The sequence below is a fragment of the Streptomyces sp. AA4 genome (assembly GCF_000158875.1).
GTDB lineage: Bacteria > Actinomycetota > Actinomycetes > Mycobacteriales > Pseudonocardiaceae > Amycolatopsis.
In genome coordinates, this window is record NZ_GG657746.1 from 5,676,053 (window position 1) to 5,690,948 (window position 14,896).

Genomic DNA, 14,896 nt, shown 5'->3' on the forward strand with positions numbered 1-14,896 from the left:
CGTTGCCGCCGGTTACGGTACGAGAATCGCCACCGTCGTGCCGGCGACTCGATGCACATAGTGAGATATCAGCGCTTCGGGCCTTCGCCTTACGCGGCGCGAACCGCTGCGCGGTCTTCAGCGTCACTACCTGGATGCGGTGCCTGATCCACCGTCAGCCGCGTATCGGGGTGCCATCGCTTCCATCTGCTCGATGACAAGCCGGATAGCTTCAGGCTGCTTGTCAGGCGGGTACTTGTACTTCACGAGCAGACGTTTGATGGACGATCGGAGTTTGGCGCGCACGTCGTCTCGGACAGTCCAGTCGGTCTTGACGTCGCGTTGCATGACTGCCACCAACTCGCGTGCGATCTGGGCGAGCACGTCGTCGCCCTGAATCTCGACGGCCGACTCGTTGGTGCTGACGGCGTCGTAGAACGCGAGCTCATCGTGGGACAGCGGCGGAGTGAAGAACTGCCCGCGGTTGCCCTCCTCGGCGACTTCCTTGGCCAGCTCGATCAGCTCGGCGATGACTTCTGCCGAAGTGAGCTGCTGGTTGGTGTACTTGCGCATCAGCTCGGCGATGCGTTCGGAGAACGCCCGCTGGCGGACGAGGTTGTGCTGGGTGACGTGATCCGATTCTTCGACGAGCAGCGCGCGCAACGCCTCGATCGCCAGGTGCGGGTTCGTCGCTGACTGGGCCTTGAGCTGGAATTCCGGTCCCAGGTCGGACAACGACGGTTTGGGCAGGCCGGCGGCTTCGTAGATGTCGACGATCTCGCCGGACGCCGTGGAGGTCGCCACCAGTGTGGAGAGCATCCTTTCGATCTCTTCCGGCACTGGCTTGCCCTCGGCCTGCCGTTCCGAGGCATCGAACTTGCCCATCCAGACACGGACTTCTTCGTAGAACTTCGCGGTGACGCGAAGGTGATCGAGGGTCTGGTTGCCGGCGCACAACGCCCACGCCCGGGCCAGCTGGTTGGCCAGCTTGCGGAACCGGTCGCCGAGCGGCTCCTCGCCCTCCGGAGGCCGGTTGCCCGGAGTGCCCGGGGAACGGAGGTAGTTCGTGAGGCCGTAGGCCGCCCTGACCCAGCTCTTCGGCCCGCCGTCGAGCTTGCTCCGCCACGGGTAGCCGGCGCACAGCTGATCCAGCGATGCGATGAGCGTGGTGGTGAGCGCGACAGCTTCGTCGATGTTCTTGCCGACCGGCTTCTGGGCTCGGTCGGTGTCGGTGTATTCGGCGAGCGCCTTGTTCAGGTTGTCCGCCAAGGGCGCGTAGGCGACGAGCAATCCGTCCGGCTTGCCGCGGAACGTGCGGTTCACCCGCGCCAATGTCTGCATCAACAAGGCGCCTTTGAGCGGACGGTCAAGATAGAGGGTGTGCAGCGGAGGCGCGTCGAAGCCGGTCAGCATCATGTCTTTGACCAGGACGACCTGAAGCTCGTCCTCGGCATCACGGAGCCGCTTCTGGATGACCTTGTTCTGCCTGTCACGGCGGACGTGCCGCGCCACCGGCACGACGTCCTGGGCGGTACCGGAGTAGACGACCTTGATCACGCCCTTGTCGACCGCGTCATGATGCCACTCGGGCTTGAGCTTGACGATCTCGTCGTACAAGTTGGCGCAGATTTCACGCGTCGCCCCGACGATGAACGCCTTGCCGGGAGAACCAATGAACTTGCACATCTCCTCCGACCGCGTCTCCCAATGCGCGACGATGTCTGCTGCTAACGCCTCCAGACGCGCTGGGGCGCCGTACACGGCGTTGATCACCGCAACGGACTTCTCGATCTTCGCGCGCTCGACCTCGTCGAGCCCGAGCGTCGCCTCGTCCGCGGCCTTGTCCAGGTCGTCCTCGGTGACGTCATCGATCAGCTTGACCTTGACGAGCCTGGGCTCGAAGTAGACCGGAACGGTGGCACCGTCGTCGACGGCGCGGGTCAGGTCGTAGATATCGATGTAGCGGCCGAACACTTCCCGGGTGTTGCGGTCCTCAAAGGAGATCGGCGTTCCGGTGAACGCGATCAGTGCAGCGTTGGGCAGAGCGTCCTTGAGATGGCGGGCGTAGCCGTCGAGGTCGTCGTAGTGGCTCCGGTGGGCCTCATCAGCGATCACGATGATGTTGCGACGGTCCGAAAGCAGCGGGTGCTCCAGTCCGGCGTCCTTCTCGGCTTTGCTGAGCCCGAACTTCTGCAATGTTGTGAAGTAGATGCCGCCCGTGGCGCGGTTGGCCAGCTCGTCGCGCAGCTGCGCACGCGTCGTAACCTTGATCGGAGATTCGTTCAACAGACGGGACCGGTTGAACGATTCGTACAGCTGCCCGTCGAGTTCCTTGCGGTCGGTCACCACGATGATGGTCGGGTTCTTCAGTTTGGGCTGCGTAGCCACGAGGTGGGCGTACAGCTCCATCTCCATCGACTTGCCCGACCCCTGGGTGTGCCACACGACGCCGGCCTTGCCGTTGCTCTCCACAGCCGCGACCGTCGACCCGACCGCCTTGGTGACCGCGAAGTACTGATGCGGCTTGGCGATCCGCTTCGCGTAACCGTCGGCTCCGCCGTCGAAGGCGGTGAAGTTCCGTTGCAGCTGGAGGAACCGCTCCGGATTGAACACGCCTTCGATCAGGAACTCCAGCTCGGTGCCGAGGTGGACGTCGTCGAGCGGTTCGCCGAGCTGCACCGGCTTGCCGTCGTCATCGACGTTCCACGGCGAGTAGTGGTTCAGCGGCGTGAACGGCGTGCCGTAGCGGGCGGTGATCCCGTCGCTGATCACGGTCACCACAGCGAACCGGAACGCCATCGGGAACTCACGCAAGTAGGTCGCCAACTGGGCATGCGCGGCGTCCAGATCGGCCTTGGCCGCGCCCGCTTGCTTCAGCTCGAAGATCGCGACCGGCATGCCATTGAGATAGAGCACGACATCGAAGCGGCGCTCGACCTCCGCCGTACGGACGGTGACCTGGTTGACCGCGAGCAGCTCGTTGTCGCCGACCTGGTGGCTGACCAGTCTGATCGTCGGGTTCTGTTCCACGCCGTCGGCGTCGATGTAGCTGATCCCGCGGTAGCCCTGGGTGCAAATCTGGTGCAGCCGGTAGTTCTCCGCGATCGCGTCCTGTGAGGTCGGTTGAATGATCTCCGCGAGCGCCTGCTCCAGGTACTCCGCTGGCACTTGGGGGTTGAGCTCCCGCATCTTGGCCAGCATCCGTCCAGGAAGCACAACGTCGTCCCACGAGGCCCGACCGTTTTCAGCGCCTTGCACGACGGCGATCCCTGGGAGCGGCTGCCACTCCTGCTCGGCGAGCGTCTCCAACGCGACGCTCTCCCACTCCGCCTCACTGAACCCCAGCTGCTCCGCCATCACACAACCCCCTCCACGACCTTCTCGGCTTCGCGCACGCGCGCCTTGCCTGACATCAGGAGGGGCAGAAGCTCGTCCCGCGTACGTCCGAGCCGCTTGTTTTCGGAGTGAGCGGCGTGGACAACATCGAGGAGACCGCGCTGCACCTCTACTTGTTTACACTGTTCAATCTTGCCGGGCACCGGAACAACTAAAGTACGAATGTCACGAAGGTTGATGTAAGGTGCCATGTCACTCTTGAACATTAGTTGTGACGCTTGAGCCTGAAGGTCTGAGCTTCTAAACCAAGAAGCGAGGTAGCTGCTATCGATCATCTCCTTGTCAAGGACGCGGAAGTAGCAAATCTGCGGACTGTAGACGACCACTTCGAGGTCAGGCGGCACAACCGCCACACGACCCACCGACCCCTTTGTTGTTAAGATAATGTCGCCTGGCTGCGACAGTTTCGAACCAATCTGTCCAGCATACGATTTCGACACAAAGTCGTCACCCTCAGGAGCGATGCGTCCGTCCCGAACATCCCCTGCCCTCAGAATTCGGTATCCTGGCCAGCCGTGCTCCGCTCGCTTCGTCCGATAGCCATCACCTAGCGTCAGGACGCCACGACTTGCGAGTTCACCCAAAGTCATCGGCGTTCCGAAACCCTGCCTTAGACTTTTCATGAATATTGCATCAGCGAGGCTCCGCGCAGTAGCCGATAAACGGTTATTCGCGGCAATCTTGTCATCAAGTGCGCCCAATACATCCGCGATCGCACGCTGCGTTCGAACACCGGGATACGAGACGGTCATGCTCCGCAGATGCGAAGGCCCGAAGTGTTTCATCACGGATCCGACACCCATGGCTTCGATCTGGTTCTTAAACGAAGGCGTCCGCAGCATGTGCTGAATGAACCTCGGATCCACTCGACAGTCTCGAGGCCTAAAACAGATAATTCCGGTGTATGGCACAGCTCCCACACCCTCGTCAACAACCGTTGCAACCTCCCCAAGGGAAGCCGAGGTGCTGAGAAGCACATCACCTTTTCGAAGCCGGAACTGCTTCCACTTCTGCTCGACCTTCGCGGGATCGAGGTAGTTGCACCCGTTCAGCAGGTTGGCCCCCAGTTTGAGTCCTGCCAGACGAATCAGTGGCACTCCGCCGTCGCGAAAGTCAGCAGCCATGATCCCCGGGCCTTCCCGAAACTCGAGTACCTCTGGCAGGGGCGCAGTAGACCAGTCAGACATCGAGCCGCTCCAATTGCTCACGGACAACCTTCTCCAGTTGGGCCGACGCGTCGAAGGCAGCAATCAATTCGTTGGCGAGGCGCTGGATCTTGTCGTCGATGGGTTCACCGTCGTCTTCGACTTCGGCAGCGCCGACATAACGGCCAGGGTCGAGGGCGTAGTCGACGGCCTTGATGTCGGGCAGGCCCATCGACTTGCAGAAGCCGGAAACATCCGCGTAGGTCAGGCGCTTCTGGGCAGCGGAGCGGGTTCCGCGCCAGGCGTGGTAGGTGTCGGCGATCTTGGCGATATCCTCGTTCGACAGCGTGCGCTCGGCGCGGTCGACCATGTAGCCGAGTTCGCGGGCGTCAATGAACAGCACCTGACCAGATCGATCGACCGCGCCGTGCTTACCGGCGCGCTTGTCCTTGGCGAAGAACCACACGCAGACCGGGATGCCAGTACTACGGAAGAGTTGTGTCGGCAGCGCAACCATGCAGGAGACGAGGTCGGCTTCGACGATCTGGGCTCGGATGGCACCTTCGCCGTTGGAGTTGGACGACATCGAGCCGTTAGCCATCACCACGCCGGCACTGCCGCCGGGAGCAAGTTTGTACAGGATGTGTTGAATCCAGGCGTAGTTAGCATTGGTAGCCGGAGGTACACCGAATTTCCAGCGTGGGTCTTCGGTGTTACGTGACCAGTACTTGATGTTGAACGGCGGGTTGGCCATCACGTAGTCCATCTGGAGGTCCGCGTGCTGGTCGCGGGCGAAGGTGTCGCCCCACCGGGCTCCGAGGCCCTTGTTCTCGATGCCGTGGATGGCGAGGTTCATCTTCGCCATCCGCCAGGTCTCTTCCAGGCTTTCCTGCCCGAAGATCGAGACGTCCTTAGGGTCGCCGTTGTGTTCGTAGATGAACTTCTCGGTCTGCACGAACATGCCGCCGGAGCCGCAGCACGGGTCGTACACGCGGCCGCTCGAGGGTTCCAGCACCTCGACGATCACTCGGACGACGCTGGGCGGGGTGAAGAACTCGCCGCCCCGCTTTCCTTCTGATCGGGCGAAGTTGCCGAGGAAGTACTCGTAGACCTCGCCCATGAGGTCGCGTGCGCGGTGTTCGCCCTGGCGGCTGAACCGGGCGCTGTTGAAGAGGTCGATCAGTTCCCCGAGGCGGCGCTGGTCGATGTTGTCCTTGTTGTAGAGGCGCGGCAGCGTGCCCTGCAGTGCCGGGTTGGTCTTCATGACGAGGTCCATTGCCTCGTCGATCAGCTGACCGATGTTCTTGGCCGGTTCGGTGCCTTCGGCCGGCTTGCCCTTGGCGTACTGCGCGAGGTAGTCCCATTGGGCGGTGGGCGGCACGACGAAGACGCCGTAGCCCTGGTATTCCTCGGGGTCGTCGATCAGGTCGGCGATCTGCTCGGCGTCGTAGCCTTCGGCCGTCAGGTCGGCGCGGATGGCTTCGCGGCGTTCGTCGTAGGCGTCCGAGACGTACTTGAGGAATACCAAGCCGAGGATGACGTCCTTGTACTGGTTCGCGGACAGCGAGCCGCGGAGCCGGTCGGCGGCCTTCCAGAGCGTGTCCTTCAGCTCCTTCATCGTCGACGGTGCCGACGGTTCCTTCTTCTTGCGGGGAGGCATGCTGCCTGTCCTTCCTATTTCGTTGTCCGCGTCGCGAGAGTCACCGCGCCTGCGGCGACTCCGTCGATCATGGCAGTGACGAGATTCCGTGTTTCTTCCAAGTGGTGTCGAAGCGTCGCTTCGTGCTCGGCCACAGCCGCGAGGACCGCTTCGAGTCGATCCACTTCAGCGGTGTCGAGGATCGGCACGCTCCAGGTCTTCCACTCCGAGGGCACGCGCGGAAGCCGGTTGATGATCGCGGCCACCGCTCGAGGGCCGATGCCAGCTTTCGGGCTGATCCGGAGGATCTTCGACGGGGCGGCCACCAGCGCTCCGCCGGTGTCGTCGACGGCGGCGACCGGGTGCGGTCGGTCGGTGAACACGACATCCCCGGGATTGGTGCGTGCGGCACGTGGGTACAGCTGCGTCGCATCGAACGGGTCGAGCCGCAACAGACCGTGCGGAGCGGTCGCGGACAAAACTGGCACTGACCCGGCGGGGTCGGCGTGGTCGCTGTGTATCCGGCTGCCGCGAAGGACCCGGACGTGGCCCTGGTCGGTCAGTTCGCCGAGAGACCGGCGGCGCAGCAGCGTCGTGCCGGCGGCGGGTTCTGCCAGGACGTCGAACGGACGAATCGCTTCGCTCGTAACCAAGGTCGCAGTGTTAATGGCAGCTGTGTGTCGTCCCGTGTCCGCTGTGGCAAGGCGGGTCGCCCGTGCACCGGCGGGTACGACGGTTGCGCGGGAGCTGAGGATCGCGGGCAGGTCGTGCGGGCGGAGGTACCGGAACGCGCGGCCGCGGACCCTGGCCAGAGCCGCTGTCACGTCCGAGGCGAGGTCCTCCAGGTCGCGTTCGGCGCTGTCGAACGCCGCCAGATCGGCGACCAGCGGCCGCTGGGTGAACCCGCCCGGCGCACAGACCCACAATCCGAGCGCCTGCCGATGCGCTTCGCGCCACATGCCCCGCGGCAGGCGCAGCGCAACGGCCAGCCCCTCAGCGCGGAGAGTCTGGGCTCGGCGCTGCTCCTGGGTGCCGTGCAGCTCGTCGCACAGGGCTGCGGCCGGCCCGACGATGACGGCGAGCTCCGCCTCGTCGAGGTCGAGCACCACCTCGTCGACCAGCTCGAGGGCGGAGTCCACGGTCTCGCCGACAGCCGAGAGGAAGCGCACGCGCGGCGTCGCCGCGCGCTCGACCGTCTCGATGCCGCGGATTGCTGCGCGACGCCGCATACCCCGCACGTCCGGGGTATCGCCCGGCACGATGAGCTGGGTGAAGCTCGGGGCGAGGGCAAGGGTTGCGCTGGTCGCTCTGCCGGCGTGGACCAGCGGCACACCTTCGGGATCGAGATGGAGGGCGCATGCCTGGGCGATGGTGCGGACGAGGTCCACCGCGTCCGAGGTCAGGTCGCGGCTGCCCCGTCCTGCCCGGCTCCGGTGCAGGCGATCGAGGGCTTCCCCGGGGCCGTACGAGGCATCGAGGAGCCCGTCGACAAACCGCAGCGTGGCCGGCACCGCCCGGGCTGAGACGATTTCGCGGAGCAGCATCCGGTCGCCGGGGTCGACCTCGCGTGCCTTGTCGGCGCGCTGCTCGGTCGTCGCCGCGGCCAGCTCCTCGCCGGTCAAGGACGCCAGACAGAGCCACACGACGAGTTCCTCCAGCGACACTGCCTCCGGCACGCTCAATGCTGGTGCATCGAGGCCTGCCTCCGGGTTGTTACCGCGCCCAGTGCGCTCGAGCCACACGACGATCTCATCGCGGCTGAACCGCTCCACCCCGCCCACGACCTCGACCGGGTCGGGAAACGGAAGGTGCACGCCCCGCGCCCTGGGCCGGCGGCGCCACATGCTCACCACCGGCCGACGAACACGAGCAAGATCAGCAACGTCCTTCAGCGTCAGCACCGGTCCCGCACCCATCGCAGTCCACCTCCCCTCGGTCCGTCCGGTCCGTCCGGAGTGCCTCCAAGACTACGCACCGGGCGGCAAATCCGAGAACCCCAAGTTCTGATAAGTGGGGTTATCAGTATTTAGAATCGGAGATTCGATTCGACGCTCGGATGCTGGGGTCCATGAGCTGCCGGGTCAGCGGCAGCCTGAGCCCAGGAGCTGAAATGACGCACCCCATCTCACGGCCGGCGCACTTCGACCACGAAGCAGCCGCCGTGATCATCGAACAGCTGAGCATCAGCGACCGCGACGTCACCCGGGAAGCCCAACGGTGGATCACCGGTGAGCGCGGCCCACTTGTCGAGGACCTCGACCAACTCGCCGCCGCCGACCTGACCAACTACGTCACCGAGGCCATCCGGATCGGCGCCCATGCCCTCAGCGTCACGGGGCAAGCTCAGGAGGCCCAAGCCATCGAACGGCTCCTCAAGGACGTCGGCGACAAGACCGCAGACTCCACCGCACGCGCAGCCGAGCTGACCCAGCGGGCAGTGCGCGAAGCATCCGACGTCGTCACGAAGGCGGCCCGCGACGCCAAGACCGCGATCACCGAAGCCGACGTACAGAGCCGCACCGAGTTCACCACCGCCGTGTCAGCGGCGAAGAAGGACCTGCACGACGAGGTGCGCCGCATCTTCGCCGGCGACAACCCGGAACTCCTCGAACGGCTGCGTCCCCTGCTGGACAAGTTCGGCACCGACCTCGGTGCCAAGCTGACCGCCGGCACGACGGAACTCCTCACCACCGCCGCGCAGCAATTCGACGCATCCGACCCGACTTCGCCGATGGCCAAACACGCCGCCGAACTTGCCGCCCGCCAGGCGCAGCTCGCGCAGCAACTGAGCAAGCAGCACACCGAGCTCGCCGGCAAGATCGACGAAGTATCCACGGCACTGCGCGTCCAGGAAGCAAGGACCAGCCTGGCGAAGGTCACGCCGATCAAAGGCGACTCCTACGCCAACCAGCTGCATGCCGTTCTGGCCACGATCGCCTCGGGCCTCGGCGACGACTACAGCGACACCAGCTCGATCCCCGGCAACCTGCCCCGCTGCAAAAAGGGCGACGGCGTGCTCAGCCTCAACGACGGCACCGTGCGTGTCGTCATCGAGATGACCGACTCTTCACGAGCCGGATGGACCGCCTACCTGGAAGACGCCGAACGCAACCGGGACGCAGCAGCGTCGCTCGGACTAGTCCGCACCGCCGACCAGAACAGCGGTCAGACCATCCGGGTCCTCGGCTCCCAGCGGGTCATCCTCGCGTTCGACCCGGCCATCGACGACCCTGACCTGCTGCGCACCGTCATCATGCTCCTGCGGACGACAGCCATCGCGACGTCCGGACGCAAGGGAGTCCAAGAGATCTCCACCGCCGAGGACAAGATCACCGAAGCGCTGACCCACCTCGCGAAGATCGACTCCGTCAAGAAACTCTCCGCCACCATTCAGAAGTCCGCAACGAAGATCGACAGCGAATGCGCGAGCCTGAACGCAGCCATCCAGCGCCTGCTCGACGAAGCACTGATCGCCCTGGACGGAGCGAATGCCGGCGCAGCGCCGAGCGCGGATTCGACAGGCCAGCACGGCGCCGCATGAAACACCGCGCAGCTGGGCGGCCGAAGCTTCGGCCGCCCAGCTCAGTCGCTACACAGCACGTTCCCGCAGATCATCCGGGTACTTCTTCGGTGCAGCGACGATGATTCTCTGGCTCGGTCCGCGTGATCAAACCTGGTTCGGAAGTCTCCGAGCAGCCGTGGAAACCTCAGTCGGCGTTCAAGAGCGGCACGGGTCAACGACCATCGTGTTCGCGGTCCACATCTTGAGGATCGGATGTCACGACAGCTGCCATGTTACGAACCGGAAACGGTCAGTAACGACGCCCATTCCAGAGCGATTCTAGGAACGCTACTGGTCCAATCCAACAGCATTCGGTACTGCAGGCCGAGTGATCCGCGATGACGCTAGCGGCCACAGCGGCCAACTGCATCGCAACCCGCAACCCGCACTCGACGGAACGACAGGCAGGCATCGAAAGCATGGCATTTCAGGGCAAGACCAAGCGGGTGGTCCAGCAGTTCCCGTCGCCGGAGGAGCTGTACCTCAGCGGTGCTCTGTCGCGGACCACGGCCGCTGTCGACTCGCTCTGGTTGCATCAGGGCGACGTCATTCGTGCCTATGCGGAGGGCCATCAGGACACTGCAGACCTAGCGCTGGAGCTGCCGACGGGCACGGGCAAAACGCTGCCCGGCCTGCTCATTGGGGAGTGGGTACGGCGGAAAGCTGCAGGGCCAGTCGTTTACGCGACACCGACCAAGCAGCTCGCGCGTCAGGTCGCGGCGACGGCCGGGCGCGAGGGTGTTCCGGCTGCGCTCCTGACCGGCAGCGCCAGGCAATGGGGTCCGGCGGATGAGGCGTCCGTCGAGGGTGGCGAGGCGATCGGGATTACGACCTACAGCGCTGTCTTCAACAGCAGCCCAAAGCTGCCCGAACCTCGACTGCTGATCTTCGACGACGCCCATGCTGGTGAGCAGTTCGTCGGGAACGAGTACGGCATCTACATCCGTCGCTACGACGACGAGGATGCATACCTCGAGGTGTTGGAGGCGCTGAAGCCGTTCTTGTCCGGGCTCCTCATCCAGCGCCTCGAAGGCGAGCCCGACCCCGGCGCACACCACCAGGTGCGCCTGATCCTACCCGCGGTCGATCAGACGGCTTTGACTGAGCTCGACGCCGCCCTGGCGGGTTTGCCCCAGCCCCACTCGTACAAGCTCGCGATGATCCGGTCTGGTTTGGCAGCCTGCTGTGTCTACCCCTCCTACGGCGGCATCCAGATTCGCCCGATGATCCCACCAACCTACGAGAACCACATCTTCGCTCGCGCCAAGCAGCGCATCTACCTGTCGGCGACGCTCGGCTCGGGCGGCGAGCTAGAGCGAGCATTCGGCCGACCGGAGATCGTGCGGATGCCGCTGCCGACCAAGACGCCTCCGCGCTCCGGTCGGCGGCTGTTTGTCTTCCCGGACCTCGTCAAGGGTGGGGATGCTGTCGGCCTGACCAAGCAGATCATTAGCCTGACCGACAAAGCGCTCGTTCTGAGTCAAGAGACCGTCGCCAACACCGAGACGACAGCCACGGCACTGGCCGGCGATGGCATCCCTGTCAGGGGACGGGACGACCTGGAGCGTGAGGGGCTAGAGTCCTTCGCCGCCGCTCCGACTGGGGTGCTCGGTCTGGCCAACCGCTACGACGGACTCGATCTGCCCGGTGATGCCTGCCGGATTGTTGTCCTCGGCGGTAAGCCGGATGCTGTCGGGCTGCAGGAGCGATTCCTGAGCGAGCGGGCAGAAGCCAACGCCGCCCTCTCCGAGCGCCTTCGGACCCGCATCGTGCAAGGCGCCGGCCGCTGCACCCGCGGCCCGAACGACTACGCCGTGGTGGTCGTGCTCGGTCCGGACATCATGAAGTACTTCTCCCGGCCCGAGAATCTCAAGGCGCTCGAACCAGAGTTGCAGGCCGAGGTCGAGTTCGGTTGGCAAAACAGCAAGGGCGTCGAGCCTTGCGAGATCATTGAGAACGTCGAGATGTTCCTCGAACACAGTGCCGACTGGCGTGAGCAAGGTGAGCCAGCGGTGGCCGAGTTCCGGCAGGACGCCGTCAAGGTTGAGCCACCAGGAACTGACGCTCTCGGCAACGCCGCTGCGCTGGAAGTTCAGGCGTGGCAGCTGGCCTTCGGCGGCGACTGGATTGGCGCTAGCGAGAAGCTTCAGGAAGCGGTGCCCCATGTCGGCCCGGCTGCAACGCGCGGCTACCGTGGCCTGCTGCTGTACCTCGCTGCCGTGTGGTTGCATCTCGGTGCGCAGGACGAGACCCAGCGGTCGCGCGCCCGCCAGCTCGTTCGCGAAGCCGCTCTCGCCGCCGATCGTGGCACCTGGCTCAAGGAGATGCGGGAGCTTCCGGGCGCTGAGGAGATCCCACCCGTCCCGGCGGATATCGAGGCGGTCAACCAGGTCGTCGCCCGCCTGCGCGGCCAACTGAAGCCGAAGCAGATCAACGCTGACCTCATCGAGATGCAGCAAGCACTCGCCCAGAATGAGGCGACCCGGTATGAACGCGGCCTGACGATTCTGGGAGCGCGCCTCGGGGCAGAGGCTTCCAAGCCAAAGGGCCAGGGTCGTTGCGACTCCGCCTGGGTGTGGGGCACCGCCGCGTGGATGACCATTGAGGCCAAGTCAGAGGAGCACGACGATGGCCTGCTTCCGCTCAAGGATGTTCGCCAGGCCAACACCCAACTCGACCAACTGGCCGCGGACCGAGGAATGGATCATCCCCCGGCGGGCAGCCCAGCGATCATCGTGTCGGACAAGTTGTCGGTAGATCCGCAGCACGCACAGGCGGCGAATCCCAATGTCTACCTGGCCTCGACCGGAGTGGTGAAGGAGATCGCCGGCGATGTTGCCGTGGTCTGGGCTGACCTGCTGACGACGGCAGTTGGAATCGCCTCCGAGCAGGCTCAGAGGCAACACGTCCGGTCTGTCATGACCGAGAACGGTTGCCTGCCGAGCCAAGTGATCGATCGGCTCACCCAGAACCGGATCAGGCCCGGTAACTAATCGTGCGACACCCTCCAGCGTCGAACTCTGGTAGTACGATCACTGACCTCTCTACCGGCGGCATCGCTGCGGCTACGCCGTAGCCCTTCCCCGCAGCCTCCCAGCCCGAATACCCTACCCAACTAAAAGTCCCGGCCCCTCAACGCGGGAGATGCCGGGTGCACCGCATACCAGCCCATATCCACCAGATTTGAGCTGGCGAGATGATTACGGAGCTTTACCAACGCTGGTTCCTCTCGTACACCTTTCCGTCTCGTTTGCCGGGCGCAAGGCCATCTGGCAGTCCTGGCCCGCCCCGTCGTTGTCGAGGCTGCTACCCGCCCTCACCCGCGCTTCCGGGATCAGATTGCCTCCAACTTCAACCTCCTGCTGCTGTCGCGGAACATCCACGACCACGCACCGCCCGGCTTCACGGTCACGGAAACGAACCCGGCTGAGGAGATCGACCAAGTGATCACCCGCACCCTCGCCCAGCTAGAGTACAACGCCGACGCCCGCAACCGAGGCGTCGAAGTCCACTACCTCGTTGCTGAACGAAAGCCTTGTGGAGCAATTGCCAAGAGCCGAGGACGAGCTGCGTATGTCGGTGGTGGCCCGTACGCCATTGTTACTCACAAGTAGCACGGCTTGTGGACATCACTGTGGCGACCAGCCTGCCGATTGGGCCAAGATAGCGAAGTGTCCGGGCCTCAGACCGTGGTCCACAAGGTACAAAAATCAAACCCATGAGAGGAACGGCATGCCGTCTGACGAGTATGAGGACATCGACAACCTGGTCGCCGAGTGGCAGTCTCTTACCCGTCGGCTCAGGTACGTCGCAGAACAGACGCGCTGGCTCGCCGCACGGCTGACACCACCCTACGGCAGTGACGTTTCGGGCAATCTCCTCTGGATCGTCAAGGACTTCAGCCGTATTGCGCAAGTCGTGGAGTGGAAAGACTTTGAGAGTTTGATCCTCCGCACCACCGAACTGCACAATCGAGGAACCGACATATTGCATCCAGAACGAGGCCCAGAGCCTGTGCCATCGCCATTCGTGCGAACGATGCCCGCGGAACAGGAAGAAACCGAGGCGAAGCGCGGCGGACGGCAGGTCCGGCATGTCGTTGCGTACGAGAGTCATATCCGGCAGTCGCTCGCGCACTTCGTTGAAGCGTGGACCGCGCTAGTGGACGGCTCCCTGGTTTGCGACTGGGACATGCTCGATGACGAGTTCCCTAAGCTGGAGATTCTGGCCAACGAAGTCGACCGCGCGTATGCGATCTGGGAATCGATATCCCGATAGATACGCGAGAGCCAGGGTTATCACGGGCTTGCCGCGTAAGCCGGTTCCTTGCCCTCAAGAGTGACGCGGCACCACGGCCATATCGACCACCACAGTGCCTGGCCTCGTTCAGCGAAAACGACGCTCACCTCGGCACGCCGCTGATCCAAGAGATCGACAAGGACTGACGAAGTGTCGTATCGGCATTGTGTTGGCAACCCGGTGCTGGCTGGCCGCCTCAACGCCGAAGCACTGCTGATGAGGGACTGGGACTCTCCTCGTCCCCCGCAACCGACCGCGTCAACCCGAGAGTCCAGATGTCCTCGGCCGGGGTCGGCGATCACTCTCGCTTCGCCGCCGCCCGAGCGCTCAAGGCCTACGCCGGATCCGCACCCGTCACCCACGCGTCCGAGCGGTCGATCTCCCTCACCTCCGGCGAATAAAACGACCGCATCGCTGCCGTCGACCGGTTCTGGGCCTTCTTCGCCACCACTCGCAGTGAACCCGCCACTGCAGAAAGCGCCGCGACCACGGCCTGCCACTCCACCGCCCTGCGGCACCTGTTCAACCGCTCGGACGGCTCTGCCACTGCCTCCAAACAGGACAGACCTACGACGAGACCAAGGCTTTCCTCCAGCCAACTGACTCGCCCGGGGGCCCAGTCACTGCTTGACGGCCCCGCGCCCAGCTAGTCAACCAGATCCGCTAGGTGTGCTTGACCAGTCGTCGGTGTCGTCGAAGAGCTTCTCTACGGCCGCGCCGAGCCGTTCCAGCCGAAACCGCAAGCCCGTCAGCAAACGACGCTGCCATGCTGCCGCCCCGCTCGCCAAGCAGTGGGACGCGACGGCCAGCCGCATGTTTACTTCTTGCAGCAGGGCACGGGTTTCCACGGCCCGTCAGCGATCATCCATTCAGTGC

Annotated in this window: 7 protein-coding genes; 3 read left to right on the plus strand and 4 right to left on the minus strand. The window is 64.3% G+C overall.

Going from position 1 to position 14,896, the window contains the following annotated elements:
• Window positions 1-126 precede the first annotated feature (126 nt).
• Genes SSMG_RS25945 through SSMG_RS25960 form a run of 4 tightly spaced genes read right to left on the minus strand, consistent with a single transcriptional unit; the run spans window position 127 to window position 8,060 of the window.
• Window positions 127-3,336: a type I restriction endonuclease subunit R gene (locus tag SSMG_RS25945; RefSeq protein WP_009080906.1), complete on the minus strand. Its 3,210-nt coding sequence runs from the start codon at window positions 3,334-3,336 to the stop codon at window positions 127-129.
• Window positions 3,336-4,583 carry a restriction endonuclease subunit S gene (locus SSMG_RS43805; protein ID WP_158688096.1) on the minus strand — a complete coding sequence of 416 codons (1,248 nt, stop codon included), beginning with the start codon at window positions 4,581-4,583 and terminating at the stop codon, window positions 3,336-3,338. Before SSMG_RS43805 ends, SSMG_RS25945 begins: the two co-directional genes overlap by 1 nt.
• The gene (locus SSMG_RS25955) at window positions 4,555-6,180 is read right to left on the minus strand and encodes a class I SAM-dependent DNA methyltransferase (protein WP_009080908.1); all 1,626 of its coding nucleotides are present in this window, start codon (window positions 6,178-6,180) and stop codon (window positions 4,555-4,557) included. The genes SSMG_RS43805 and SSMG_RS25955 overlap by 29 nt, the downstream gene beginning before the upstream one ends.
• A gap of 14 nt (window positions 6,181-6,194) precedes the next feature.
• Entirely contained in the window at window positions 6,195-8,060 is a 1,866-nt protein-coding gene (locus tag SSMG_RS25960; protein WP_199785987.1) for a hypothetical protein, read from the minus strand.
• Between the two features lie 167 nt (window positions 8,061-8,227).
• Between SSMG_RS25960 and SSMG_RS25965 the strand changes: the two genes are divergently transcribed.
• The 3 genes from SSMG_RS25965 (at window position 8,228) to SSMG_RS25975 (ending at window position 13,999) form a co-directional block, all read left to right on the plus strand.
• Window positions 8,228-9,700 (plus strand): Fis family transcriptional regulator, encoded by a 1,473-nt coding sequence (locus SSMG_RS25965; protein WP_199785988.1) that lies wholly within the window; start codon window positions 8,228-8,230, stop codon window positions 9,698-9,700.
• A 359-nt stretch (window positions 9,701-10,059) separates the two neighbouring features.
• Entirely contained in the window at window positions 10,060-12,714 is a 2,655-nt protein-coding gene (locus SSMG_RS25970; protein WP_158688097.1) for a DEAD/DEAH box helicase, read from the plus strand.
• Window positions 12,715-13,453: 739 nt separating this feature from the next.
• Window positions 13,454-13,999 carry a hypothetical protein gene (locus SSMG_RS25975; RefSeq protein ID WP_009080912.1) on the plus strand — a complete coding sequence of 182 codons (546 nt, stop codon included), beginning with the start codon at window positions 13,454-13,456 and terminating at the stop codon, window positions 13,997-13,999.
• The last annotated feature ends 897 nt before the right edge of the window (window positions 14,000-14,896 follow it).